This is a genomic window from Kribbella sp. NPDC051586 (genome assembly GCF_044453965.1).
Taxonomy (GTDB): domain Bacteria; phylum Actinomycetota; class Actinomycetes; order Propionibacteriales; family Kribbellaceae; genus Kribbella.
In genome coordinates this window covers 1-24,129 of the sequence record NZ_JBITDF010000006.1, presented here as the reverse complement: position 1 = coordinate 24,129, position 24,129 = coordinate 1, and the positions used below count along the sequence as shown (strand labels likewise).

Genomic DNA, 24,129 nt, shown 5'->3' with positions numbered 1-24,129 from the left:
GATAACGCGGTGTGATCAAAGCTCCCCCGAGCGTGTTCTGCGCGAGAGTACGGGGAAAATCCGCTCAGCTGAAGGTGAAACTGAGGAAAACCTGTCAACGTGCGGGGAAACCTGCACCTCGAGCTTTGAGTAATAGGGCTCACGCCGCCCGGTCGCGGTCCTTGGCAGACTGTGGCGCGTGGAACGCGAGAAGGTCGATCTGCTGCAGCCGCTGTGGCGTGCGCTGGTGGTGTTCCGCGTGATCACCTGGGCGTTCGCCTGCTTCGGTGTGTGGACGCGGTGGGACGGCATCGTCCGGCCGTCCGGTGCGCTGCTCCAACTCGCCGTGATGGGCATCTGGACGTTGATCTCGTCGCTGGGCTACAGCCGCCGCTGGGGTCGCCGGAACACCCGGCTCGCCTTCGCCGACCTGATCGTCACGGTCGGCTGCATGTACGCGACCTTGTGGGCGCAGCCTTTGGTGGATATCCGCGGTGGAGCTTCGGTCCTGACGTCGGTCTGGGCAGCCGGCCCGGTCCTCGCGCTGGCGATCTCCCGCGGCCGCGACGGCGGCCTGCTCGGCGCCGCGACGATCAGCCTGGCGTTGCTGTCGCTGCGCGGTGTCGACAACGCGTCGAAGATCCTCAGCAACGTCCAGCTGCTCTTGGTCGCCGGACTGGTCGTCGGGTACGCCGCTTCGACCCTGCGGCAGGCAGGCGCCCGGCTGCGGTCGGCGATCGCCGCCGAGAGCGCGACCGCCGAGCGGCTCCGGCTCAGTCGTTCGATCCATGACGGCGTACTGCAGGTGCTGGCGCAGGTCCAGCGACGCGGTACGGCGATCGGCGGCGACGCGATCGAGCTCGCCCAGCTCGCAGCGGAACAGGAAGTTGCCCTCCGCACCTTGATGTCGACGCGTCCGGCCGTCGCCGAGGGCGGTCGCGTCGATCTGTGCGGACTTCTGTTGCCGTTGGCGACGACCCGGGTGGATGTCGTCGTACCGGCCACGAAGGTCCTGATGCCCGCGCGCACAGCTGCCGAGCTGGTTGCCGCGGTCAAGGAAGCGCTGAGCAACGTGTCCAAGCACGCCGGCCAGGACGCCCGCTGCTGGATCGCGGTCGAGGACCTCGGAGATGACGTCGTGGTGTCGATCCGCGACGATGGAGTCGGCACGACGCCCGCCCGGCTGGAGCAGGCCCGCGTGGACGGCCACCTCGGCGTCAGCCAGTCGATCCGCGGCCGGATCGCCGACCTGGGCGGCACCGTCGCCGTACGGACCGCGCCCGGCGAAGGAACCGAGTGGGAGCTGAAGGTGACCGCATGACGCGAATCATGATCGTCGACGACCATCCGATGTGGCGCGAAGGAGTCGCGCGCGACCTCGGCAGCCGCGGGTACGACGTGTGCGCGACCGCCTCCGACGTTGCCGGCGCGGTGAAGATCGCCTTGGCGACCCGGCCGGACGTGGTGGTGATGGACCTGCAGCTGGGCTCCGGCTCCGGTGTGGACGCGACGCGGGAGATCACGTCGGCGCTGCCCGACACTCGGGTGCTGGTGTTGTCCGCCAGTGCCGAGCAGGACGACGTACTCGCGGCGGTGAAGAACGGGGCGTCGGGGTATCTGGTGAAGTCCGCGTCCTTGGACGAGTTCGACGAGGCTGTCCGTCGTACCGCCGAGGGCGACGCGATCTTCAGCGCCGGGCTGGCTGGGTTGCTGCTGGGCGAGTACCGCCGCCTCGGCGCCGGTGGTCCCGAGGTGCCGCACCTGACCGACCGCGAAACCGAAGTCCTCCGCCTGGTAGCCCGAGGCCTGACCGCCAAACAGATCGCCACCCGCCTGGTCCTCTCCCACCGCACAGTCGAGAACCACGTCCAAAACACCCTCCGCAAACTCCAACTCCACAACCGAGCCGAACTGGTCCGCTACGCCATAGAACACGGCCTGGACACCTAGCCGGCTCCCGCTCGCGGTCGATGGCCCCAGCAGCTGCCAGGATCTGATGTGAAGCAGTGTCGGATCGGCGGCGACGTGTTCTAGCAGGACCGGATCTTCGACGGCACCGGCGACTTCGATCTGGAGCTGCTCGAGAGCCACACGCTCGACGGCAGCACCCAGGAGCTCATCTACCGGCCCACCCCGCACACGTGAGAAGCGGGTGGCATCCAGCCGACCATATTGTTGCCTTATGCAACGGTAGTGACAGTACCGCTCCCGCCGGCCCACTGAACGGTTCGTCCCCGATACTCAAGCGCGCCGACGCTGCCGGGTGGCGGGTTGTTCGACAGCAAGCGTGTTATATCCCGTCAGTCAGCCAACAACCCGCCATCGGCGCGCCCGGGCGAGCAGAGGCGGACCGAGCCACACCCGCGACCCAGTCGCTTGTGCGATTGTTCTTGGTCGGGCTTGAGTGGGTTCGTACACTGTGCGTTCACACCCGCGTGGGTGCTCTCTGTCACGACATCCGTACTGCGGGTGCCCACCTCCGGAGGCTTCGGTGAACCGGTCGTCCCTTGTCCGTGTAGTGCTCGCGTTCCTGGTTCTCGCGGCGTCGACGTACGTCACGCTGACCGCGAAGCCACAGCTCGGTCTCGACCTGCGCGGCGGGACGCAGATCGTGCTCGAGGCCAAGGATTCTCCGACGGTCAAGGCGACCAAGGAGACCACCGACAAGGCCACCCAGGTGCTGCACCGGCGGATCGACGCGCTCGGCGTGAGCGAGCCGAACGTGACCCGCCAGGGCGAGAACCGGATCATCGTCGAGCTGCCCGGCGTGCAGGACCCGCGCGAGGCCGCGAAGGTGATCGGCAAGACCGCGCAGCTCACGTTCCACGAGGTGCTCGACCAGGTCGCCGCCAAACCGGCCAAGCCGGCCGCGGGCGAGGTCTATCTACCGCCCGAGAGCGGCCAGGGCTTCCTCCGGCTCGCCAAGCCGGCGATGACCGGTGAGCTGGTCAGCGGCGCCGAGGGCCGGCTCGACCCGCAGCAGGTCGCGCAGGGCTGGTTCGTCGAGATGAACTTCAAGGGCGACGGCGGCAAGATCTGGTCGACCATCACCGGCAAGGCCGCGTGCAACCCGGTGAACACCGCGCCGCGGCTGATCGCGATCGTGCTGGACAACGAGGTGATCAGCGCACCGCAGGTCGACCCGAACGGCGGCAACCAGCTCTGCAACGTCGGCATCACCGGCGGTACGACGACGATCTCCGGCGCCTTCACCGAGGAAGAGGCGAAGGACCTGGCCGCGCTGATCTCCGGCGGCGCGCTGCCCGTGCCGGTGCAGGTGATCGACCAGCGGACGATCGGTCCCTCGCTCGGCCAGGACGCGATCCAGGCCAGCGCCCTCGCCGCGATCATCGGCCTCGCGCTGACCGCGCTGTTCATCGTCATGGTCTACCGCCTCGTCGGTCTGATGGCGGTCCTCGGCCTCCTCGGGTACGCCGCGATGTCGTACGCCGCCCTGACCGCGCTCGGAGCGACCCTGACGTTGCCCGGCCTGGCCGGCTTCGTGCTGGCGATCGGCATGGCGGTCGACGCGAACGTCCTGGTCTTCGAGCGCGCCCGCGAGGACTACACAGCCGGCCGGACGGATGGCCTGCGAAGATCGCTCCGCAGCGGATTCCAGAACGCGCTGTCCGCGATCGCCGACTCCAACATCACCACTCTGCTCGCCGCCGGTCTGCTGTTCTTCCTGGCGGCCGGTCCGGTCCGCGGGTTCGGCGTCACGCTGTCGATCGGTGTGCTCGCCTCGATGCTGTCCGCGCTCGTCGTCACGAGGGTCTTCGCGGAGTTCGCCGTGTCGCGCGGCTTCGTCCTGCGCCGCCCCCGCCTGAGCGGAATCGCCGGCCACGGCAAGGTGCGGACGTGGCTGGAATCCAGGCAGCCGGCGTTGATGAAGCACAGCCGGCGCTGGCTGGTGATCACGGCCGTCGCGATCATCGTGAGCGTCGCCGGCGTCGCCGTACGCGGCCTGAACCTCGGCATCGAGTTCACCGGCGGCCGGCTGCTCGAGGTCAGTACGACGCAGCCGGTCACGCCCGACCAAGCGCGTGCCGCAGTGGGCGAAGCGGGGTATCCGACCGCGGTCGTGCAATCGTCCGGGACGGACGACATCACCGTGCGGACCGGGACGATCAGCGACGACGAAGCCGAGAAGATCAAGGAGTCGATCTCCCGGATCGGTGGCGGCGCCGAGGTGATCCGCAACGAGAGCATCGGCCCCTCGCTGGGTGAGGAGCTGCGCAACAAGGGTCTGATCGCGCTGGGCATCGCCTTGCTCGCCCAGCTGGCGTACCTCGCCGCCCGGTTCCGCTGGACCTTCGGCGCCGGCGCAGTACTCGCCCTGCTGCAGAACGTCGCGGTCGTGGTCGGCGTCTTCGCCTGGACCGGGAAGCCGATCGACGGCATCTTCCTGGCCGCGATCCTGACGATCATCGGCTACACGGTGAACGACTCCGTCGTCGTGTTCGACCGGATCCGCGAGACCCGCAACGCCCGCGCGACCGACAACCTCGGCCAGGTCATCGACACCGCCATCGTCAACGTCCTGCCACGGACCATCAACACCGGTATCTCGACCCTGTTCATCCTCAGCGCGCTCCTGTTCCTGGGCGGCGACTCACTGGCCGACTTCGCCCTCGCGCTGCTGCTGGGCATCCTGGTCGGCACCTACTCGTCGAACCTCACCGCAGCGCCACTCCTCCTCGAGCTCGAACGGCGCTTCCCGGCCCCACCGCCGCGTCCCAAGCGGCCCCAGGTCGACCGCGACGCCCAGCCCGACCGCGGCGCCGTCGTCTAGTCCGAAGGACCGGCAGGGGTTATCCACACCCCGCCCGCCGGATCGGAAATCTGTCGGTCCGTCGGGCTAGGGTGTGGCGGTGGGTGTTGATGTGCGGGAACTGCTGGAAGCTGCCGTGGCCGGGATCGCCGGCCAGACCCGGCCCGGGCAGGTGGAGATGGCGCAAGCCGTGGACACCGCGATGCACGACGGATCGCATCTGCTCGTCCAGGCCGGCACCGGCACCGGCAAGTCGCTGGGGTACCTCGTGCCCGCCCTGCTGCACGCGATCGAGGACCGCCGAGTGGTCGTCTCGACGGCGACTCTCGCGCTCCAGTCGCAGCTCGTCGACCGCGACGTCCCGGCGCTGCTCGACGCGACGGAGAAGCTCCTCCCGCGCAGACCGTCGTACGCGATCCAGAAGGGGCGGAACAACTACGCCTGCCTGCACCGGATCCGCGAGGGCGCGCCGGACGACGACGGCATGCTCGTCGACGTGCCGCCGCCCGGTGAGGTCGGCCGCCAGGTCATCGAGCTCCGCGACTGGGCCGAGCAGCAGCTGGCCGACGGCGAGGCCGGCGACCGGGACCACGCGCCCTCACATCAGTACCAGGCCTGGCAGCAGGTCGCGATCGCGGCGCGGGAGTGCCTCGGCGCGCAGAAATGCCCGTACGGCGAGGAATGCTTCGCCGAGAAGGCCAAGGAGCACGCCCGCAAGGCCGACATCGTCATCACCAACCACGCCCTGCTCTCGATCGACGCCTTCGAGAACCGCACCGTCCTGCCCGAGCACGACGTCGTCATCGTCGACGAGGCCCACGAGCTGCCCGCCCGGGTCACCGGCGCCGCGGGTGACGAGCTGTCGCCGCAGATGGTCGAGCGTGCCGGCAAGCGGGCCCGCCGGTTCGTCGACGACGACAAGGCCGACGACCTGATCGACGCCTCCGACGCTCTCCGCGCTGCCCTCGACGGCACCCGCGAGGGCCGCATCGAGGCCTCCAACGGGCCGGTCCTGGAGGCCGCCGCCCTGGTCCGCGACGCCGCCCGCGCGATGTATTCCGACCTCAACAAGAAGTCCGACGACAAGGACGACGACCCCGACGGCGCCAAGCGGCAGTCCAAGGGCGCGGTGAAGGAGATCTTCGACGTCGCCGAGCGGGTCGCCGCGCTGAGTGATCTCGACGTCGTCTGGATGATCGACCGCGACCGCTTCGGCCGCGAGCTCCGGATCGCCCCGCTGACCGTGGCCGGGCTGCTCCGCGAGTTGGTCCTCCGCGACCGTACGGCGGTCCTCACGTCCGCCACCTTGACGCTCGGCGGCGACTTCGACGCGATCGCCCGCCAGGTCGGTCTCCGGCCCGCCGACAAGCTCGCCGACGACGACGAGATGCCGGAGCTGGAGGACTCGGAGACGGCTCCGCTGCCCTGGCGCGGCCTCGACGTCGGCTCCCCGTTCGAGTACGAGAAGCAGGCGATTCTGTATGTCGCCAAGCACCTGCCGCCGCCGCACCGCGACGGACTGGGCAAGAAGCAGTTCGAGGAGATCATCGACCTCATCACCGCGGCCGGTGGCCGGACACTCGGCCTGTTCTCGTCCCGTCGCGCCGCCGAGGCCGCGACAGCCGCAGTGCGCGAGGCCACCGACCTCAAGGTGCTGTGTCAGGGCGACGCCCAGCTCGGTGAGCTGGCCCGCGAGTTCGTCGACGACCCGGAGACCTCGCTGTTCGGGACGCTGTCGCTGTGGCAGGGGATCGACGTGCCCGGCTCGACCTGCAACCTGGTGATCATCGACCGCGTCCCGTTCACACGCCCCGACGAGCCGCTGATGGCGGCCCGGCAGCGAGCCGTCGACGAGGCAGGTGGCAACGGCTTCATGGCGGTCGCCGCGACCCACGCGGGGCTCCTGCTCGCGCAGGGCACCGGCCGGCTCATCCGCCGCAGCACCGATCGCGGTGTGGTCGCGATCCTCGACCCCCGCATCGTCACCCAGCGGTATGGCGCGTTCCTGCGCGCCTCCTTGCCCCCGATGTGGCCGACCGCCGATCGTGAGAAGGTGCTCGGCGCCCTGAAACGACTGCAGTCGACATGAGTCCGGCCGGTCCGCCCGTGCTGCCGATGATGGCGGCGCTGGGGCAGATGCCCTCGGGCTCAGGCTGGTCGTACGAGTTGAAATGGGACGGCATCCGCGTCATCGCCGAAGTGGACGACGGGGTGTGCCGGCTGTGGTCGCGCAACAGCCACGACGTCTCCGGCGGGTACCCGGAGCTCATCGGCCTCGCCGAGGCGCCGGGGTTGCGACTGCCCGCAGTGCTCGACGGCGAGATCGTCACCCTGGACGAGAACGGCGCACCGTCGTTCGGTCTGCTGCAGCGGCGGATGCACGTGCGCGATCCACGCCAGCTCAGGCATCTGATCACCGAGGTGCCGGTCTCGGTGCGGCTGTTCGACGTACTCCGCTTCGACGGCAGGTGGTTGCTAGAGGCAACGTATGACGATCGTCGCGGACTGCTCGACTCGCTGGACATCGGCGACCCGTTCTGGGAGATCCCGCCCGCGTTGCGCGACGGATCCGAGGCGCTGGATCAGTCTGCCGCGCAAGGACTCGAAGGGGTCGTGGCGAAACGTCGCAAGTCGCGATACCTGCCCGGCCGTCGCAGCGCCGACTGGATCAAGATCAAGCCGGTGCAGACCAGGGACGTGGTGCTGTGCGGATGGCACCCGGGGGAGGGCAACCGGGAAGGCAGGATCGGCTCCTTCTACTGCGGGGCGTACGCCGAGCCCGGTGGCGATCTCGTCCTCATCGGCAAGGTCGGATCGGGCCTGGACTTCGCCACCCTCGAGATGCTCAGCGCCGAGCTGACCGGTCTCGAGATCGACCGCCCGTCGTTCGATCCGTCGGGCATCCCGATGACCGACCGGCGGCGGGCGCACTGGCTCGATCCCGTGCTGGTCGCCGAGGTCACCTACTCGGGCTGGGGCGGCGACGGCCGGCTCCGGCACCCGGTCTGGCGTGGATTGCGCCTCGACATCGACCCGGAGACGGTTCTCGTCGCGCGGAACTGACCGTGCAGCTGCAATTGCAGGCCGTCGCGACATGCAGGCAGCGGCAGGAAATGTTCGAAATGCGGAGAAGAATCTGAGGTGCTGCGACGCTTTCTGTTCACCTGTCGCAGGAATTCAGCAAGGTGACAGTTGCGCACGGCCCCGAATCGCGTCCAGGGTCAGTCGTTCGTTTCCCTCGACGGCGCGGGCACCGCCAGCGCGGCCTCGATCTTGTCGGCCAGCTTCTCCGGCGAGTGGGTGGGCGCGTAGCGCGCGATCACCCCACCGTCGCGACCGAGCAGGAACTTGGTGAAGTTCCACTTGATCCGGCCGCCGAGCAGGCCGCCCTGCTCGCGTTTCAGCCAGTTGTACAACGGGATCGTCCTCGACCCGTTGACATCGATCTTGGCGAACATGGGGAACGTGACGTGGTAGATCGTCGAGCAGAAGTTCGCGATCTCGTTCTCGTCACCAGGCTCCTGATGGCCGAACTGGTCGCAGGGGAACCCGAGCACAGAGAAGCCCTGCCGGCGGTATGTCCGGTAGAGCTTCTGAAGACCTGTGTACTGCGGAGTCTGGGCACACTGCGACGCCGTGTTCACCACCAGGAGCACCTGGTCGCGGAAATCGGCAAGAGACTGTTCACTGCCTTCGATCCGCGTGGCGCTGAAGTCATAGACAGTCGTCATGACTCAATGCTGACACGACACGCCGGACTTTGCTCGCCGTCTGAGATTTCAGACTCGGCGCAGAACCGTTACGACCTTTCCGAGAATGACCGCGTCCTTGCCGTCGATCGGCTCGAACGCCGGGTTGTGTGGTAGCAGCCAGACCTCGGTCTTGGTCTTCTTGAACGTCTTCACGGTCGCCTCGCCGTCGATCATCGCGGCCACGATGTCGCCGTTCTCCGCGGTCTGCTCCTGCCGGACGACGACCCAGTCGCCGTCGCAGATGGCCGCGTCGATCATCGACTCGCCCTTGACCTTCAGCATGAACAGCGTGCCCTCGCCGACCATTGCCTTAGGCAACGGGAAGATCTCCTCGATCTCCTGCTCGGCCAGGATCGGATTACCGGCGGCGATCTGGCCGACCATCGGGACGTAGACCGCGTCCGGATGCGCGTCGCCGGCCCCGGTCTCGTCGTACGTCGTCTGCCGCACCGAGCTGAGTGCGGATCGCCGGGCCGCGGCGTCGACCTCGCCCGGGTAGCGGACCTCGATCGCCCTCGGCCGGTTGGGATCGCGGCGGAGCAGGCCCTTCTGCTCGAGCACGCGGAGCTGGTGCGACACCGAGGAGGAGCTGGTCAGTCCGACCCGCTCGCCGATCTCGCGCATCGACGGCGGGTAGCCCCGGCTGTCCACCGAATCGCGGATCACGTCCAGCACGCGGCGCTGCCGCGGGGTCAGACCGGTCGCGTCGGCCGGCCCGTCGGGCAGCTCGGTGACGGTCCGGTCCGCAGCCTTGTCCGCACCAATGCGCTCGGGTCCTTGCTGCCCCGCCCCGCCACCCCGGTCATTCTTGCTGGATCCGCTCGGCGTCCTGGCCATCGGTGGTTGCTCCTCGGGTCGGGCCGGCGATCACACCACCGGCCGAAGCTTGCTCGACTGTGATGACCGTAGACCGAATCCTGAGATTCTTCAAACATCTGTTCGAAGGCGTGTCGGTTCGCACGTCTGTTCGTGTGTCGGGTTATAAGCCGCACGCGGGCAACTTCGGCGTCAGGGAATTTCGTGGGCGTGTCCTGGTTGGAAGTGGTTGCGCGACGGGTGCCCGTCGGTTAATCATTCGTACAGACGTTCGATCGAACAGGTGTTCGGTCCGGTCGAATGGGCCGCTCTCCGAAAACTGTCGGAGGCGGCCGGTAGACAGGACTCAGCACCGCAGGACGCGCACTGACCGAGGTCTGGAGGATCCGATGAGCACAGCAGCTCTCGCGGCCGACGCACTGGCACCACGACGCTCACCCGAGCCCACATCCCGCTCGCTCGAGCCCGCGCTGCGCTCGACTTCTCCCGTGACGTCGCCGGCGCCGGCGACCATGCCGCGCCGCCGGCCGCGGATCGACGGCGCGACCACCGACCCGCTTCCGGTTCGTGGCTGCTCCGGCGAGGCCCTCGGTCGCCATGACGTCTCGCGCCCGCGGGCCCAGTCGTCCACCCTTCAGCTGACCCGGCGTGGCCGCGTCCTGCTGACTGTCCTGTCGGTCCTGGTCTTCGGCTCGGCGATCGCCGTCCTGGGTCTCCGCGTCACCGGCGTGCTCGAGCCCGGCCCGCACTTCACCCACACCGTCCCGGTCCAGGTGGCCCCCGGCCAGACCCTGTGGTCCATTGCCCAGAGCACCAATCCCGGCCAGGACCCCGCCACGGTCGTCGAGAAGATCGCCGACCTCAACAAGCTCTCCAGCCCGGCCGACATCACCCCGGGGGAGACGCTCCAGATCCCGATCGCCGGCTGATCACAGGCTCTTGGTGGCATAGCCCAGGTAGGACAGGTCCACCCGCCGCACCCGGCCGACGTCCATCAACCGGCTCGCCTCGCCGAAGGACAGCCGACCCAGGCGCACCCGCACGAAGTTCCAGCCGAGTGACACCGCGCCCGCCCGAGGCCCCAGCCCGGCGACCTCGCCGAGCCGCAACCCGTGCCGTCGAAGGATCTCTTCGAGCTCGGTCGGCTTGATGAACATCGCCCAGGAGTGCACGTCGCTGTCGATCATCCGGGTCAGTCGCCATTCCTGCAGCAGCTTGATGAAAAACAGCTTCGACGCCCGCGTCCGATTGATCGTGTCGAACAGATAGACCCCGCCGGGTTTGAGCACCCGAGCGGTCTCCGCGACAACCCGATCCAGGTCCGCGACATGCTCGAGCACATCGCAGCAGTACGCGAGATCGACACTCCCGTCCGGCAGCACGAGCCGTTCGCCCACGCACACGGCGTACCCGATCTTCAGGCTGTAAGCCGACGCGTGCTGCCGCGCAGTACGAATCGACATCTCGGACGGGTCGATGCCGACGACCCGGCAGCCGATCCGCGCGAACTCCTCGGCCAGGAAGCCGCCCCCGCAGCCGATGTCGAGGACCCGCAGGCCGCCAGGATCGCGCCCGAGCCGATCGAGCACGTCGCGGAAGTAGGCGAACCGCGCAGGCGTGAAGCTGCCGTTCAGCGCATTCAGTGGATTCGACTCGTCCCACCAGCCGCTGCCCAGCCGGTCGTAGATCGCATTGTCAATCGGCATCACGCCAATCGTCCTCCAGCAGCGCGTAAACGTACTCGTTCCCCCACTCGCCCTTGAATTGGAGCGCGTCGATGAAATGCGCCTCCCGGCGCATCCCGAGCCGCTCGAGCAACCGGGCGGAGGCGTCGTTCCGATCGTCCAGCACAGCGACGATCCGGTGCAGCCCGAGATCCTCGAACCCGACCCGCAGCATTTCCCGCGCCGCCTCCGCCGCCAGCCCCTTGCCCTGGTACGAGGTGTGCAGCGCGAACCCGATCTCGCCCTGACGATCGGTCTCGCTCGCCCACTTCAAGAGGACCTCGCCGATCACGGTCCCGGTCTCGCGCAGCTCGATCGCGAGCACCAGCCACTGACCCGGCTCCGTCAGCTCGCCCTGCGAAAGCTTCTTCTCCAGGGCGACCCGGGTCTCCTCGCGGTCCCGCACGGGCCACGGTGTGTACCGCACGACCTCGGGCCGCGAATGGAACGCGTACAGATCGTCAAGGTCGTCCATCCGGTGCGGGCGCAACTCCAGCCGCTCGGTCCGCAGTGGGTACTCAGGTCGGAAAACAGTCACGGCACCATCCTCGGCTACGCTGTCTAATGACGTTAGACAGTACCTGTGGCCAACCACCTGGACAACGAGATTTCATGACTGAACGCGACCCGTCGTCCCACGCGCCGGCCGGCGTCACCGTGACGGCGATCGCCGACGCCGCGTTGGCCGTCATCCGCGCCGACGGCGTGGACGGCCTCACCATGCGGGCGGTCGCTGAGCGTCTTCACGTCCGGGCCCCGACCCTCTACCACCACGTCCGCAACAAGTCGGAGTTGCTCGATCTGGTCGCGCGCAACGCCTTCGACCAGTTCACCGCCGACAACGCGGCGTACGAGAACTTGCAGACAGTCGACGAGTGGATCGCGCTGACGAGATCCGGCTCCCTCGAGCTGCGCGCCTTCTACGCCGACCACCCCGGTCTGGCCGGACTGATCCAGTCAAAGGCCGGCCCGGATCGCGACCAAGGCGACGGATCCCGCGCCGAGCTCATCCGTGTCCAGATCGACGCCCTCGTCCGCCTCGGCGTGCCCGAGTCCGAAGCGCGTCATCTGTTCGAAGTCACCGCCCGCTGGAGCCTGGCTGCCGTCGTCGCCGAGTCGGCCGACGGCCCGGACCTTTTCGCCGACGGCCTCGACCTGTTCCTGTACGGGGTCCGGGCTCGCCTGGTCGATCTGGTCAGCTGACGGTCGCGAGCCACATCTCGGCGTACCGCTTGCCGTCCACCGCCGTCGCCACCTGGACCGTCGTCGGTGACAGCCCATGTGGATCGCTCGTCAGATCGGTCGACCAATCCCGTGTGTCCACGATGGTCCGTCCGCGCGACCAACCGCCCGACAGCTCGACCCGCACCGGGAACGACCGAGTCGTCAGTCCGGACGGATCGATGACCGCGCATACCGCGCCGCCGTCGCCGATGCTCGCGCCGTCGGTCTGGTACCGGTCGCTCCGGTTCTCGATCAGCTTGCGCGCCAGCTCCGCCGACTGCGACCCGCTCAATCCGCGCGCCTGGTCCGACGTGACGACGACGTCGTAGAAGACATCCAGCCCGTACATGGTCATCGGTACGCCGAGCTCGCCCACCACTGTCAGCACGATCGCGGCCGCCTCCGGATCGGTCCAGATGTTGAACTCCGCCGACGCCGTCGCATTCCCGATCCCCGCGGCACCGCCCATGAACACGATCTCGCGCAGTCCGGCTGCCGCGTCCGGGTACGTCCGCAGAAGCAGGGCGATGTTGGTCAACGGCGCCAGCGGGATCAGCGTGATCAGTTCACCGGTCGCCGCCGCCTCCCGCAGTACGTCGCGCAGCAGCTCGACCGCGTGGCGCGGATCCGTCTCCCGGTTTGACCGCGGCCAGTTGATGTCGCCGAGCCCGTCGGCCCCGTGGACATGCCGCGCCATCCGCACCGGCTGAAGCAGCGGCACGGCGGCGCCACGGGCGACCGGGATGTCCGGTCGGCCGGCGGCGTCGAGAACGGTCAGCGTGTTCGCCACCACGTCGTCGAGGCCGACATTCCCGCCGACGCAGGTGACGGCCTTCAGCTCGAGCTCGGGATGCCGCGCCGCCAGCAGCAACGCGCACGCATCATCCAGCCCCGTATCGACATCAAGAATCACCGGCTTCATAGCGCCATCCTCACATCCGGCGTCCCTTCCGCCGAGGCCGTAGTTTGCGCCTCGAAAGGGTCAAACGGAGGGACGCCACGCGGGAGTACACGGGCCCGCGTGAGTGTTGGAACCTAGACACGCGCGGGCGATCGGAGCGTGCTTGCAACTGTCGGAGCAGCGATCTAGGATCCCTAGATGTAGTGGTTACACGGGTGTAATTTTCCACAGGTAGTGGTTGGTTGCACACAGGTTCTACACAAGTTGTCCCCAGGCTGATCCACAACCTGCCCCTGCGGCAGTCACGGGAGGAGTGATCGTCGTGCACTGTCCGTATTGCCGGCACGCCGACTCACGAGTGGTAGACAGCCGGGTGGCCGAGGACGGCGGAGCGATCCGCCGCCGGCGTCAGTGCCCGGTCTGCGAGAAGCGGTTCACCACCGTCGAGCAGATGCAGCTGACGGTCGTGAAGCGCTCCGGCGCGACCGAGCCGTTCAGCCGGGAGAAGGTCATCAACGGGGTAGGGAAGGCGTGCAAGGGCCGGCCGGTGAACGCCGACCAGCTCGCGCGCCTGGGCCAGAAGGTCGAGGACGCGCTGAAGGGCAGCGGCTCGCCGGAGGTTCCCGCGCACGAGGTCGGACTCGCGATCCTCGGGCCGCTGCGGGAGCTGGACGAGGTCGCCTACCTGCGCTTCGCGAGCGTGTACCGGCAGTTCGAGTCCGCGGACGACTTCGAGACGGAGATCGCGCTGCTGCGCGCCGAGAAGGAGCCGCAGGGCACCGAGCCGGGCCAGCTGAAGCCGACCCAGCAGACGTAAACCGGGGGAACGAGTAGTTCCAGGTAGTGCCGAGCAGTTCAGTGAGCAATACAGGCGGTACGTGGCGTTCACGCAGTACTCCAACGGGGCGGTCCCGACAGACCGCGGTAGTAGACACAGGGCGAGGAGCAACCATGACAGAGACGGTGACCGGCCACTCGGGGTCGACCAAGCGGTCGGCGGCCGGGTTCCGCGGGCGGAAGAACGCGCCCACGGGACTCACCATCGAGCGCGTCTTCAGCACCGAGGGCGTCCACCCGTACGACGAGGTGACGTGGGAGCGTCGCGACGTCGTGCAGCAGAACTGGAAGACGGGTGAGACGGTCTTCGAGCAGCGCGGAGTCGAGTTCCCCGACTTCTGGAGCGTCAACGCCTCGACCATCGTCACCACGAAGTACTTCCGTGGTGCGCTCGCCCACGACAACCGCGAGTGGAGCCTCAAGCAGCTGCTCGACCGGGTCGTGAAGACCTACCGCAAGGCCGGCGAGGAGCACGGCTACTTCACCACGCCCGCCGACGCCGAGGTGTTCGAGCAGGAGATCACCTGGCTGCTGCTGCACCAGCACTTCAGCTTCAACTCGCCGGTCTGGTTCAACGTCGGGACGTCCTCGCCGCAGCAGGTGTCGGCCTGCTTCATCCTCGCCGTGGACGACTCGATGGAGTCGATCCTGAACTGGTACAAGGAAGAGGGCCTGATCTTCAAGGGCGGCTCGGGCGCCGGGCTGAACCTGTCCCGGATCCGCTCCTCGAAGGAGCTGCTCCAGTCGTCCGGCGGCACGGCGTCCGGCCCGGTGAGCTTCATGCGCGGCGCGGACGCGTCGGCAGGCACGATCAAGTCCGGCGGCGCCACCCGGCGCGCGGCCAAGATGGTTGTGCTGGACGTCGACCACCCCGACATCGAGGAGTTCGTCGACACCAAGATGCGCGAGGAGGAGAAGATCCGCATCCTGCGTGACGCGGGCTTCGACATGGACCTCGGCGGTCGCGACATCACCTCCGTGCAGTACCAGAACGCGAACAACTCGGTCCGGGTCTCCGACGAGTTCATGCGCGCGGTGGAGGACAAGGGCGAGTTCGGGCTGCGGGCGCGGCTCGACAACTCGGTGATCGAGACCGTCGACGCGCGGAACCTGTTCGACAAGATCTCCCAGGCGGCGTGGGCCTGCGCCGACCCGGGCCTGCAGTACGACGACACCATCAACGACTGGCACACCACGCCGGAGACGGGCCGGATCACCGCGTCCAACCCGTGCTCGGAGTACATGCACCTGGACAACTCGTCCTGCAACCTCGCCTCGCTGAACCTGATGAAGTTCCTCCGCGACGACGACCTGTTCGACTCGGAGAAGTTCGTCAAGGCGGTCGAGCTGATCATCACCGCGATGGACATCTCGATCTGCTTCGCCGACTTCCCGACCGAGGCGATCGGCGTCACCACCCGCGCGTACCGGCAGCTCGGCATCGGCTACGCCAACCTCGGCGCGCTGCTGATGGCGACGGGGCACGCGTACGACTCCGACGGTGGTCGCGCGCTGGCGGGCGCTATCACCTCGCTGATGACCGGTACGTCGTACAAGCGCTCCGCCGAGCTGGCCGGCATCGTCGGCTCGTACGACGGCTTCGAGCGGAACAAGGACGCCCACACCCGGGTGATGCGCAAGCACGCGGCGGCCAATGACGCGATCCGGACCATCCACGAGATCGACAAGGACGTGCACAAGCACGCGTCGGCCGCGTGGGACGGCGTGCTCAAGGTCGGCGCCAAGAACGGCTGGCGGAACGCGCAGGCCTCGGTGCTCGCGCCGACCGGCACCATCGGCTTCATGATGGACTGCGACACCACCGGTATCGAGCCGGACTTCTCGCTGGTCAAGTTCAAGAAGCTGGTCGGCGGCGGCTCGATGCAGATCGTGAACACCACGGTCCCGCGGGCGCTGCGCCAGTACGGCTACACCGAGGAGACGATCGAGGCGATCGTCGAGTACATCGCGGAGAACGGCCACGTCGTCGATGCCCCTGGCCTGAAGCCGGAGCACTACGAGATCTTCGACACCGCGATGGGCGAGCGGGCCATCAAGCCGATGGGCCACGTGCGGATGATGGCGGCCGCGCAGCCGTTCCTGTCCGGCGCGATCTCGAAGACGGTGAACCTGCCGGAGACCGCGACGGTCGAGGAGATCGCCGACGTCTACTTCCAGGGCTGGAAGCTCGGCCTGAAGGCGCTCGCGGTCTACCGCGACAACTGCAAGGTCGGTCAGCCGCTGGCGGACGCGAAGGCGAAGAAGGCCTCCGAGGCCGACGACGCGGTCGCGGCCCAGGCCGCCGTCGCGGAGAAGATCGTCGAGAAGGTCATCGAGTACCGGCCGACCCGCAAGCGCCTGCCGAAGTCGCGGCCGTCGCGGACCACGTCGTTCACCGTGGGTGGCGCCGAGGGCTACATGACCGCCGGTTCGTACCCGGACGACGGTCTCGGCGAGGTCTTCCTGAAGATGGGCAAGCAGGGTTCGACGCTTGCCGGCGTGATGGACGCCTTCTCGATCGCGATCTCGATCGCGCTGCAGCACGGTGTGCCGCTGGAGACCTACGTCCAGAAGTTCACCAACCTGAAGTTCGAGCCGGCCGGTCTGACCGACGACCCGGACGTCCGGATGGCGCAGTCGATCATGGACTACATCTTCCGCCGCCTGGCGCTGGACTACCTGCCGTTCGACGAGCGGGCCGCCCTGGGCATCTACTCCGCGGAGGAGCGGTCCCGGCAGCTCGACACGGGCTCCTACGAGCTCGCTCCGGTCGAGGTGTCCGAGCCCGAGTCCCTGAAGTCGGTCGAGCCTGTGGCCGAGGTCGCGGACGTCACCCCGGAGAAGCCGATCGCCGACGCGGCCTCCGCGAAGCCGATCAAGGGCGAGGCCCACACCACCGCCGAGATGCTCGAACTCATCACCGGCACCTCGGTCGACGCCCCGCTCTGCTTCACCTGCGGCACCAAGATGCGCCCCAGCGGCTCCTGCTACGTCTGCGAAGGCTGCGGCAGCACCTCCGGCTGCAGCTGATCTCTGGCTGATCTCTGGCTGCCTGATGCTGGCTGATTCGTAGTGGCTGAGCCGCCCTTGTAGCTGATAGCGCCACGGCCCCCGGGAACTTCCCACTTTCCCCGGGGGCCGAGGTGCGTCTGCTCACGAGTTGCTCAGCTAGAAGGCTGGAAGCGCTCCCAGCCAGGGCCCTAGGCTCACCGGCGATCACATCTGCCACCGCCGGGAGCCGCCCGATGTTTCTGTCCCCGCTTCGACGCGTGCTTGCAGCCGCAGCCGCCGGACTCGTGCTCGCAGGTGTGCTGGCTGCAGCGCCGGCGTACGCGAACTCGGCCGCCAACTGCTACACCAACCACAACAAAGAACTGCTGAACTCGCGCCTGAGCGCCGCGGTCTACTGCACCGACGGCGAATGGCTGGGCGTCCACGACGACCAGGCAGACGGTTACAGCGCCCGCGCCGCGATCCAGCTGTACCAAAGCCAGGTCGGCTTCTGGTACGACGCCCACGAGTGCTTCGACGACACCACCGTCGCGGACTACCAGGGCTGGAGCTTCTGCAACTTCTCCGTGCCCGACGGCACCCTCGTCCGGATCCGCCTGTGGTCCTCCAAGAACGGCGTCGAGTCCTACTCGGTCGTCACCGGCTCCTTCACCACCTGATCAGTGGCCGGCACGGTCGGAGTCGGCGGCACCCTTCGCCGTACCGTCCAGACCCGACAGGGCTGCCAGCTCGTCAGCGGTCAGGTCGAAGTCGAAGACCGCCAGGTTGTCCGCGAGGCGGCCTCGGTCGGCTGACTTCGGGATGGGTACGACGTCCTGCTGAGTCTCCCAGCGCAACACGACCTGTCCCGGCGTCCGCTCGTACTTCTTGGCGAGCTCCTGGACCTTCGGGTGGCTCAGTAGGTCGGTGCCCTTGCCCAGCGGGCTCCAGGCCTCCGTGACGATCCCGTGCTGGGCATGGATCTCGCGCTCCGCGGCCTTCGCCCACACCGGACTCAGCTGCACCTGGTTGACCTCCGGCGCCACACCGGTCTCGTCGATCAAGCGCTGCAGATGCGCGGGCTTGAAGTTCGACGTGCCGATCGCTCGCACGAGTCCGGCCTCGCGCAGCGCGATCAGCCCTCGCCACGCGTCGACGTACTGGTCCTGCGCCGGATTCGGCCAATGGATGAGGAGCAGGTCCAAGTACTCGACGCCGAGCTTCTCGGCGCTCGCCTCGAACGCCGTACGCGCGCCTTCGACGCTGTGCCACCTCTTGTTGAACTTCGACGTCACGAACACCTCGTCGCGCGGCGCACCCTTCAGCGCCCGCCCGACGCCGACCTCGTTGCGGTAGTTCTCCGCCGTGTCGATCAGCCGATACCCGAGCTCGAGCGCCGTACTCACGGCCCGCTCGGCGTCGGCGTCGTTCATCGGCGACGTACCGAGCCCGATCCGCGGCATCGCAGATCCGTGACTCAGCGTGACGGTCGGAACGTCGCTCATCCAACTCCTCCTTCGGCTGACGCTGCCCCGACACCGTACGCCGATCACAGTCCGCACCCCTGTCAGCCGACCGTCCGGAACCGGCGCTCCCGGCCCGGGATCCGCCGTACGCCGTACGGCGCGGGTGAGGTGTCTCAGCCCCGGGAAACCACCCTGCGGACTGTCGGATCCGTAGTTCATGATGGACCCGTGGGGCCTCGAAACACGTTGGAGGGGTGGGCAAATGAAGAACCGTCTGATCACTCTGGTGGACCTCGGTCTGGACAGCTCGTTCGACGCGTCGATGACGTTCGTCCAGAGCATCACCGGGAACATCAACGCAGGCTGGAACCGGCCGGTGATCGACGTGAACTTCGTCCGCAGCCGCGATCACGAGACCGCCTTCTCCGCGCTGACCACCCCGTCCTCGGTCCTGCACGTGATGGCACACGGTGACCACAGTGAGGAGCCGTCGTTCCTTTCCACCGACGGGCAGACCCAGGTTTCGCTCCGGTCCCTGGCCGACTGGTTCCTGGATCGCCAGTGGGGGATCGCCAGCGGCGTCGTGATCGCCGACGGCTGCAAGACCGGCATCGGGAAGTGGCAGCGCGCCATCCGCGACTGCCTCCAGGACGACATCACCTACATCGGCACCAGCACCGTCATCGGCTGGTACGAGGCGACCGTCTTCTGCTCCGCCTTCTACGGCGCCCTGGTCCGAAACCGCGGCCTCGGCCGCACCCCCGCAGAGCAAGGCTGGGACGCCGCCAACCGAGCCATCCGCGCTTATGAAACCCTCACCGACCAACGCTGCCCCTACAAACCGGTCCTCCTGACCCCCTCCCGCCAAGCCCTCCGCTCCCTCACGGGCTGACGCGGCCGACCTGGCTGTCTCGGCCGACCTGGCTGTCTTGGCTGTCCCGGACTGGACGGGCACGGGCACGTCCAGAGGGTGGTCGCCGACACGCTTTTGGCGGCTACTTTGGGTGAGGCATGTGAGACTTTTTGTGGACTCGTCGTGTGGCGCAGTCCGTGGTCTGGGTTGCCGGTGACTCGGATGGTGTGAAGACGGGGAAGCCGTCTGTTGTGCATTGGCCGACCTGCTGACCTCCGCCCGACGCGGTGAAGGAACGCGCCCATGAAGCTCCACCGGAACTCCCTCCTGACTGCCGCCGCGATTGTGCTGGTCCTCTATTTGGTGTCGCTGATCGTCGGCCTGCCGAGCTGGTCGGCCGTGGTCCTGACCGTGGTGCTCCTGGTCTTGCTGGCCGTCGTCTGGAAGCAGCCCGACGAACCCCGTCCAGTCGTGACCAGGCCGGCGCCGCCGTCCGTCGTACTGCCGGATCCGGATCCGGTCTTCTCGGGTCCACCGTCGCGGACGGTGAGCGACGTCCGGCTGCCGTCCTCCTCGCCCGACTTCCAATTCAGCTTCTCTGCCGTGGTGCAGTGGTCGACCGTCCTGTCGGGCTCGCGCCACGCGGACCTGGGTGCGGTGGCGGTCGACGCCTTGCTGGAGCGGGCGCGATCGCTGACTGCGAGGCAGCAGGTCACCGAGGAGTCGCTCAACCAGCACCGGCTGGCCGCTCTCCTCGGCGAACCAGCGCTCGACGAGAAAGGCCAGGTGCGCAGCTGGGCCACCGAGGTGCGGCTGCGACTGCCGGACGCGGATCACAAGCACCTCCTGCATCTGGCCGCCCTGCACCGCCGGGAGCAGGCCACTCTGCTCGAACGCCGGATGGAGCAGGACAAACGCGCCTACCTGAAGGACGACGTCTTCGCCACGCCTGGCTCGGCCGCGGTGTGGTGGCTGGTCAACCACCCGGGCGACGTGGAGACAGCGCTCGGTCTCCTCGACACCCTTGCCGAACTGTCGGCCGCGGCGAACGATCTCCCGATCCGGCGGACATCCGCGGAGGAGATCGAACGCCAACGGCCGACCCGCGCCGAACTCGCCTTCAGCACGGCAGTCGACAACCTCACCGACGACAACTTCACCGACGACAACTTCACCGACTCGCCGGACTCGGATCTGCCCGAGGGTGCGGAGTCCAACGGGTCCGGCGCCAAGGGCCCGACTGACGAGTCCCACCAGCGTCCGGTCCCGCGGCACGCGCCGTACCGAGAGCAGTTCTACACGGAGTAGACCGGTGAGGCGGGCCGGCTGCAGGGTGGGCCCGCCCCACCGAGATCGGCTACGCATCGTCACTCGTCCAGCCAGCGGATCGTGCTCGCACCGCCGTGACCGTGGATGGTCATCAGCGCGTCGATGCCATCCGGCCACACCGTCGTCGTCGCGTAGCGCCCACCCCAGTGGAGCGCCACTGTCCCGTCGCTCCACTCGACCCCCTCGGCGACCACGCCCGTGCCGCTGACGCCGGAGGGGTCGTGGTGGCGGACCAACTGGAAGCGGCGTGGCCCGGCCTTGGTCGCGACTTTCAGGTGACGCCGTCGTGTGGTCCGCGGCAGCGTCGCGGTTCTTCCGCTGATCTCGTCCATGCGCCAAGTCAACGCGTGCCCCGGTGTCCTCACCAGGAACTCAACCGGTATCCACAGCGCACAAATTCTGCCCTCGGCGGTCACCAAATCGCCATATTCTGATAGCAGGGAGTGACCGACAGGCAAGGGAGCGAGAACCGATGACAGTCGTCGACGAATGGACCGGCCGGCACGCACATGCCTTGCGTACGGCGATGCGCCTGACGAACGAGGCCTTCGCCGAGCGGCTCGGCATCTCGCCGCGCACACTGACGAAGTGGCGGGAGAGACCGGAGGTGGTGCCCAGTCCCTACCTCCAGGAGGCCCTCGACACCTACCTCAACCAAGCCCCGCCCGACGCCCACGTCCGGTTCGCCGCCACCCTCGGCCTGGACCAGCGACGGGTGCCGATCGACGACGCCGTGCTGACCCAGCTCAACACTGCGCTGGGCGATCTCGCCCGCGCCCTGGCCCGCCTGCAGGCCGACGATCCGGAGCGGTCTCCCACGTCTTGACGCCGGACGGCAGACTGGGCGCCGCAGCGCGAGGTGCGGAAGGAGCCACGCATGAGGCGACGCCCGGTGAATTCGTCGAGTGTGCGGTCGGTCGGATGGTCCGACGGCACACTGGAGCTCGAGTACGTGAACGGCTACGTCTACCAGTACTTCGACGTCCCACAGCCGACGTACGCGGCGCTACTGGCCGCCCCGAGCATCGGCGCGTACATCAACAAGCACATCAAGCCGTACTACGAGTTTCGCGAGATCTGAGTTTCTGTCAGGTTCGCAGCGGGCACCTGAGGAGGGCAGCACGGGGGCACGCCGAACCAGGAGATGCAAATGGCTACCCGGAGAGCTACTGCGACCCGTTCCCGCGCGATCACGATCATCATCGTCGTCTGGCTGCTGATCGGCCTGGCGGCCGCGGCCCAGCGCCACTACTTCGAGAGTTCCCGGACTTCCTGTGCCAAGGTCGGCACGGTGCTCGTCACGATCGTCGCCGGCCCGCTCAACTACATCGGCGCCAACCCGAAGATCGACTGCAGCACACCTCAGCCGTCCCGGTGATCCAGCTCCGGCGAGCCGTGTCCGCCGTACCGTTCCAGCAGGAACCGGATCGGGAGGGACATGGACATGCTGGAAGAGGAGATCAAGGCGGATCTCGGGAGATTCAACGTGCCCGGCGCGAGCTGGGTGGTGATCGAGGGCGGTGCTGTCCACGAGACCGGTACGGCCGGTCTCGTGGACGCAGGCGGAACTGAGGCCGTCACGCCGGACACGCTGTTCCAGGCCGCGTCGATCAGCAAGCCGATCGCCGTACTGGCGATGCTTCGGCTGGTCGATCGCGGCCTGCTCGATCTCGACGAGGACGTGAACCGGAAGCTCAAGTCGTGGCAGGTCCCGGCGACTGGCTCGTGGCAACCTGTCGTGACCTTACGGCAGTTGGCCAGTCACAGCGCCGGACTGACGGTGCACGGGTTCCCGGGGTACGCCGAGGGTGATCCGCTGCCCAGGACGCTGCAGATCCTTGACGGTCTTCCGCCGACCAACACCTTCGGTGTTCGCGTAGACCTCGTGCCAGGAACGCAGTTCCGGTACTCCGGAGGCGGCACGATCGTCATGCAGCAACTGCTGGAGGACGTGACGGGTACGCCGTTCCGCAAACTGATCCGTGAGCTTGTGCTGGAGCCGCTCGGAATGTCCGACAGCGACTACACCCAACCGCTGCCACCAGCGCTCCACGCGAGGGCCGCTGTCGCGCACGACGAGCGTGGTCGCCCGCTGGAGGGCCGCTGGCATGCGTACCCCGAGCTGGCTGCCGCCGGACTGTGGACGACTCCAACAGATCTCGCCAAGGTGGCCATTGGCGTGCAGCGGATGTACGCCGGAGCCGAGGGCGCCCTGCTGTCGCCGGAGTTGGCGCGGGAGATGTTGACGCACCAGCTCCCGGCCGGCCAGCGGATCGGGGGGCTCGGGCACCTGGGGCTCGGGTTCTTCCTCGATGACTCTGGTCAGCGGTTCGGGCACAGCGGGGGCAACGCCGGGTTCTCTTGTCACCTGCTGGCTGATCGCGACACCGGGCAGGGCGCTGTGGTCATGACGAATGGGGACCGGGGCGGATGGGTGGTGCAGAGGGCATTCGCCGCGGTGGCTTCGGCGTACGGCTGGAAGGGCTATCCGCTGGAAGTCGACACCCCGGATCTGCCGAGTGAAGAGACCGTCGCTGCGCTGGTCGGCTCCTATCGCTTGGACGGCAGGGTGGCCTTCACGGTGGAGCGCTGGGGGAGAGGGCTCGAGGTGACGTTCGACGGCCAGCGTCCGCAGCTGTTCCTGGCGCGGTCGGCCACGGGCTTCATCGCGGCGAACACCGAGACGACGTTCGAGGCTCGAGAGGGTCGACTGGTCTTCCACCAGGAGGGAGTGGAGTTCGACTGCGTGCGGGAATAGGTGCTGGGGCCGTCGGGTTACATCTGATGCCGTCCGGTTCGTGACCCCGGGCCTCAACCTAAGCCGCTACGAGCGGCCACTCGCCGAGAGGCGTCTGCTGGACGGTGCGGTACTTGGCGGAGTGGGAGCCGGCTGACCGGCTCCCACTCTGTCGCCATCTCCACCGTCGTCTCCACCGTCAGCGCCGTCTCCGTCGTCGCGTCTCGGTCGTTGTCTCCGTGGTTGCCGGGGCGGGTGAAAACCGCTTGTGTGGGTGCGGCATGATGGAAGTGTCGCTCGCGGAGACGCGAGTGAGTGATGTGACCAGAGGGATCAGCACTGCTTCCCTCGACGCCGGGAGACCGGTGCCGAGGACGGGTGCCGAGGAGCTCGGACGAGGGTCCGGGACCCCGATTTGCATCCGCACCATGAATGTCAGTAATGTTCTTCTTGTTGGAGCGAGGCGCAGGACGCGAAAGCGGCCGGCCCTTCAACAAACTCCCTGAAGGTCTCGGAAGCCGAAACACGCCTCGGCGGGTTTCGGACACTGAGTCGCGCAGGGGGACTGGATCGAAAAAGGCCGATTTGACCGGCTGGAAGCGAAACAGTAAAGTTGGGCGAGTTGCCCCGGAGCTTCAAACGAAAGTCTGAAGCGCGGTGTGCGTCCGATTCTTGAGAACTCAACAGCGTGCCGAAAGTCAATGCCGAAAGATGCATTAACCCCGTGCATGGGCTTCGGATGATCTGCT

23 protein-coding genes are annotated in these 24,129 nt (G+C 67.8%); 16 read left to right on the top strand and 7 right to left on the bottom strand.

Annotated elements, in window-relative coordinates:
* Positions 1 to 178 precede the first annotated feature (178 nt).
* The 5 genes from macS to ligD all read left to right on the top strand — a co-directional run bounded on the left by macS (position 179) and on the right by ligD (position 7,813).
* Positions 179 to 1,300: a MacS family sensor histidine kinase gene (macS, locus tag ACIA58_RS38120; protein WP_396408742.1), complete on the top strand. Its 1,122-nt coding sequence runs from the start codon at positions 179 to 181 to the stop codon at positions 1,298 to 1,300.
* Positions 1,297 to 1,929 (top strand): response regulator, encoded by a 633-nt coding sequence (locus tag ACIA58_RS38115; RefSeq protein WP_396408741.1) that lies wholly within the window; start codon positions 1,297 to 1,299, stop codon positions 1,927 to 1,929. Before macS ends, ACIA58_RS38115 begins: the two co-directional genes overlap by 4 nt.
* Positions 1,930 to 2,470: 541 nt before the next feature.
* Positions 2,471 to 4,771, top strand: a complete 2,301-nt coding sequence (gene secD / locus ACIA58_RS38110; RefSeq protein WP_396408740.1) for a protein translocase subunit SecD — start codon at positions 2,471 to 2,473, stop codon at positions 4,769 to 4,771.
* 73 nt (positions 4,772 to 4,844) lie between these two features.
* On the top strand, positions 4,845 to 6,839 hold the full coding sequence (locus ACIA58_RS38105) for an ATP-dependent DNA helicase (RefSeq protein ID WP_396408739.1): 1,995 nt from the start codon (positions 4,845 to 4,847) through the stop codon (positions 6,837 to 6,839).
* Positions 6,836 to 7,813, top strand: coding sequence for a non-homologous end-joining DNA ligase (gene ligD, locus ACIA58_RS38100; protein ID WP_396408738.1), 978 nt, complete (start codon positions 6,836 to 6,838; stop codon positions 7,811 to 7,813). The genes ACIA58_RS38105 and ligD overlap by 4 nt, the downstream gene beginning before the upstream one ends.
* Positions 7,814 to 7,971: 158 nt before the next feature.
* On the opposite strand, the gene ACIA58_RS38095 is transcribed toward ligD, so the two are convergent.
* Positions 7,972 to 8,481: a glutathione peroxidase gene (locus ACIA58_RS38095; RefSeq protein ID WP_396408737.1), complete on the bottom strand. Its 510-nt coding sequence runs from the start codon at positions 8,479 to 8,481 to the stop codon at positions 7,972 to 7,974.
* Between the two features lie 48 nt (positions 8,482 to 8,529).
* On the bottom strand, positions 8,530 to 9,339 hold the full coding sequence (gene lexA / locus ACIA58_RS38090; protein WP_396408736.1) for a transcriptional repressor LexA: 810 nt from the start codon (positions 9,337 to 9,339) through the stop codon (positions 8,530 to 8,532).
* Between the two features lie 368 nt (positions 9,340 to 9,707).
* Between lexA and ACIA58_RS38085 the strand changes: the two genes are divergently transcribed.
* Positions 9,708 to 10,247, top strand: a complete 540-nt coding sequence (locus ACIA58_RS38085; RefSeq protein WP_396408735.1) for a LysM peptidoglycan-binding domain-containing protein — start codon at positions 9,708 to 9,710, stop codon at positions 10,245 to 10,247.
* Here ACIA58_RS38085 and ubiG read toward each other — a convergent pair whose 3' ends face one another.
* Together ubiG and ACIA58_RS38075 are read right to left on the bottom strand one after the other, a co-directional pair.
* Positions 10,248 to 11,024, bottom strand: coding sequence for a bifunctional 2-polyprenyl-6-hydroxyphenol methylase/3-demethylubiquinol 3-O-methyltransferase UbiG (gene ubiG / locus ACIA58_RS38080; protein ID WP_396408734.1), 777 nt, complete (start codon positions 11,022 to 11,024; stop codon positions 10,248 to 10,250).
* A complete protein-coding gene (locus ACIA58_RS38075) occupies positions 11,014 to 11,580 on the bottom strand; it encodes a GNAT family N-acetyltransferase (protein ID WP_396408733.1) in 567 nt (188 codons plus the stop codon). The genes ubiG and ACIA58_RS38075 overlap by 11 nt, the downstream gene beginning before the upstream one ends.
* Before the next feature lie 74 nt (positions 11,581 to 11,654).
* Between ACIA58_RS38075 and ACIA58_RS38070 the strand changes: the two genes are divergently transcribed.
* Positions 11,655 to 12,245: a TetR/AcrR family transcriptional regulator gene (locus ACIA58_RS38070; protein WP_396408732.1), complete on the top strand. Its 591-nt coding sequence runs from the start codon at positions 11,655 to 11,657 to the stop codon at positions 12,243 to 12,245.
* Here ACIA58_RS38070 and ACIA58_RS38065 read toward each other — a convergent pair.
* Positions 12,238 to 13,188 carry a nucleoside hydrolase gene (locus ACIA58_RS38065; protein ID WP_396408731.1) on the bottom strand — a complete coding sequence of 317 codons (951 nt, stop codon included), beginning with the start codon at positions 13,186 to 13,188 and terminating at the stop codon, positions 12,238 to 12,240. The two genes, ACIA58_RS38070 and ACIA58_RS38065, sit on opposite strands and share 8 nt — an antisense overlap.
* A gap of 301 nt (positions 13,189 to 13,489) precedes the next feature.
* On the opposite strand from ACIA58_RS38065, the gene nrdR reads away from it, so the two are divergent.
* The 3 genes from nrdR to ACIA58_RS38050 all read left to right on the top strand — a co-directional run bounded on the left by nrdR (position 13,490) and on the right by ACIA58_RS38050 (position 17,675).
* On the top strand, positions 13,490 to 13,984 hold the full coding sequence (gene nrdR, locus ACIA58_RS38060) for a transcriptional regulator NrdR (RefSeq protein WP_130449420.1): 495 nt from the start codon (positions 13,490 to 13,492) through the stop codon (positions 13,982 to 13,984).
* 134 nt (positions 13,985 to 14,118) lie between these two features.
* A complete protein-coding gene (locus tag ACIA58_RS38055; RefSeq protein ID WP_396408730.1) occupies positions 14,119 to 17,034 on the top strand; it encodes a vitamin B12-dependent ribonucleotide reductase in 2,916 nt (971 codons plus the stop codon).
* 215 nt (positions 17,035 to 17,249) lie between these two features.
* Positions 17,250 to 17,675 carry a hypothetical protein gene (locus ACIA58_RS38050; protein ID WP_396408729.1) on the top strand — a complete coding sequence of 142 codons (426 nt, stop codon included), beginning with the start codon at positions 17,250 to 17,252 and terminating at the stop codon, positions 17,673 to 17,675.
* Here ACIA58_RS38050 and ACIA58_RS38045 read toward each other — a convergent pair whose 3' ends face one another.
* Complete coding sequence (locus ACIA58_RS38045) at positions 17,676 to 18,500, bottom strand: aldo/keto reductase (protein WP_396408728.1); 825 nt, start codon at positions 18,498 to 18,500, stop codon at positions 17,676 to 17,678.
* A gap of 223 nt (positions 18,501 to 18,723) precedes the next feature.
* On the opposite strand from ACIA58_RS38045, the gene ACIA58_RS38040 reads away from it, so the two are divergent.
* Together ACIA58_RS38040 and ACIA58_RS38035 are read left to right on the top strand one after the other, a co-directional pair.
* Entirely contained in the window at positions 18,724 to 19,353 is a 630-nt protein-coding gene (locus tag ACIA58_RS38040) for a hypothetical protein (RefSeq protein WP_396408727.1), read from the top strand.
* 264 nt (positions 19,354 to 19,617) lie between these two features.
* The gene (locus ACIA58_RS38035) at positions 19,618 to 20,622 is read left to right on the top strand and encodes a hypothetical protein (protein ID WP_396408726.1); all 1,005 of its coding nucleotides are present in this window, start codon (positions 19,618 to 19,620) and stop codon (positions 20,620 to 20,622) included.
* 59 nt (positions 20,623 to 20,681) lie between these two features.
* On the opposite strand, the gene ACIA58_RS38030 is transcribed toward ACIA58_RS38035, so the two are convergent.
* Complete coding sequence (locus tag ACIA58_RS38030; protein WP_396408725.1) at positions 20,682 to 20,975, bottom strand: hypothetical protein; 294 nt, start codon at positions 20,973 to 20,975, stop codon at positions 20,682 to 20,684.
* A 140-nt stretch (positions 20,976 to 21,115) separates the two neighbouring features.
* Here ACIA58_RS38030 and ACIA58_RS38025 point away from each other — a divergent pair, with 140 nt between their 5' ends.
* The 4 genes from ACIA58_RS38025 (at position 21,116) to ACIA58_RS38010 (ending at position 23,401) form a co-directional block, all read left to right on the top strand.
* Positions 21,116 to 21,469, top strand: a complete 354-nt coding sequence (locus ACIA58_RS38025) for a multiprotein-bridging factor 1 family protein (protein ID WP_396408724.1) — start codon at positions 21,116 to 21,118, stop codon at positions 21,467 to 21,469.
* Between the two features lie 51 nt (positions 21,470 to 21,520).
* Positions 21,521 to 21,724 carry a KTSC domain-containing protein gene (locus tag ACIA58_RS38020; RefSeq protein WP_134111686.1) on the top strand — a complete coding sequence of 68 codons (204 nt, stop codon included), beginning with the start codon at positions 21,521 to 21,523 and terminating at the stop codon, positions 21,722 to 21,724.
* A 69-nt stretch (positions 21,725 to 21,793) separates the two neighbouring features.
* A complete protein-coding gene (locus ACIA58_RS38015; RefSeq protein ID WP_396408723.1) occupies positions 21,794 to 22,021 on the top strand; it encodes a hypothetical protein in 228 nt (75 codons plus the stop codon).
* 60 nt (positions 22,022 to 22,081) lie between these two features.
* A complete protein-coding gene (locus ACIA58_RS38010) occupies positions 22,082 to 23,401 on the top strand; it encodes a serine hydrolase domain-containing protein (RefSeq protein ID WP_396408722.1) in 1,320 nt (439 codons plus the stop codon).
* The last annotated feature ends 728 nt before the right edge of the window (positions 23,402 to 24,129 follow it).

What these genes read in the sequence shown, in the direction of transcription:
- ACIA58_RS38115 (WP_396408741.1), top strand. Translation starts at nt 1,297, where the DNA reads ATGACGCGAATCATGATCGTCGACGACCATCCGATGTGGCGCGAAGGA.
- ligD (WP_396408738.1), top strand. Translation starts at nt 6,836, where the DNA reads ATGAGTCCGGCCGGTCCGCCCGTGCTGCCGATGATGGCGGCGCTGGGG.
- ACIA58_RS38095 (WP_396408737.1), bottom strand. Translation starts at nt 8,481, where the DNA reads ATGACGACTGTCTATGACTTCAGCGCCACGCGGATCGAAGGCAGTGAA.
- lexA (WP_396408736.1), bottom strand. Translation starts at nt 9,339, where the DNA reads ATGGCCAGGACGCCGAGCGGATCCAGCAAGAATGACCGGGGTGGCGGG.
- ACIA58_RS38085 (WP_396408735.1), top strand. Translation starts at nt 9,708, where the DNA reads ATGAGCACAGCAGCTCTCGCGGCCGACGCACTGGCACCACGACGCTCA.
- ubiG (WP_396408734.1), bottom strand. Translation starts at nt 11,024, where the DNA reads ATGCCGATTGACAATGCGATCTACGACCGGCTGGGCAGCGGCTGGTGG.
- ACIA58_RS38070 (WP_396408732.1), top strand. Translation starts at nt 11,655, where the DNA reads ATGACTGAACGCGACCCGTCGTCCCACGCGCCGGCCGGCGTCACCGTG.
- ACIA58_RS38065 (WP_396408731.1), bottom strand. Translation starts at nt 13,188, where the DNA reads ATGAAGCCGGTGATTCTTGATGTCGATACGGGGCTGGATGATGCGTGC.
- ACIA58_RS38055 (WP_396408730.1), top strand. Translation starts at nt 14,119, where the DNA reads ATGACAGAGACGGTGACCGGCCACTCGGGGTCGACCAAGCGGTCGGCG.
- ACIA58_RS38050 (WP_396408729.1), top strand. Translation starts at nt 17,250, where the DNA reads ATGTTTCTGTCCCCGCTTCGACGCGTGCTTGCAGCCGCAGCCGCCGGA.
- ACIA58_RS38045 (WP_396408728.1), bottom strand. Translation starts at nt 18,500, where the DNA reads ATGAGCGACGTTCCGACCGTCACGCTGAGTCACGGATCTGCGATGCCG.
- ACIA58_RS38040 (WP_396408727.1), top strand. Translation starts at nt 18,724, where the DNA reads ATGAAGAACCGTCTGATCACTCTGGTGGACCTCGGTCTGGACAGCTCG.
- ACIA58_RS38035 (WP_396408726.1), top strand. Translation starts at nt 19,618, where the DNA reads ATGAAGCTCCACCGGAACTCCCTCCTGACTGCCGCCGCGATTGTGCTG.
- ACIA58_RS38030 (WP_396408725.1), bottom strand. Translation starts at nt 20,975, where the DNA reads ATGGACGAGATCAGCGGAAGAACCGCGACGCTGCCGCGGACCACACGA.
- ACIA58_RS38025 (WP_396408724.1), top strand. Translation starts at nt 21,116, where the DNA reads ATGACAGTCGTCGACGAATGGACCGGCCGGCACGCACATGCCTTGCGT.
- ACIA58_RS38020 (WP_134111686.1), top strand. Translation starts at nt 21,521, where the DNA reads ATGAGGCGACGCCCGGTGAATTCGTCGAGTGTGCGGTCGGTCGGATGG.
- ACIA58_RS38015 (WP_396408723.1), top strand. Translation starts at nt 21,794, where the DNA reads ATGGCTACCCGGAGAGCTACTGCGACCCGTTCCCGCGCGATCACGATC.
- ACIA58_RS38010 (WP_396408722.1), top strand. Translation starts at nt 22,082, where the DNA reads ATGGACATGCTGGAAGAGGAGATCAAGGCGGATCTCGGGAGATTCAAC.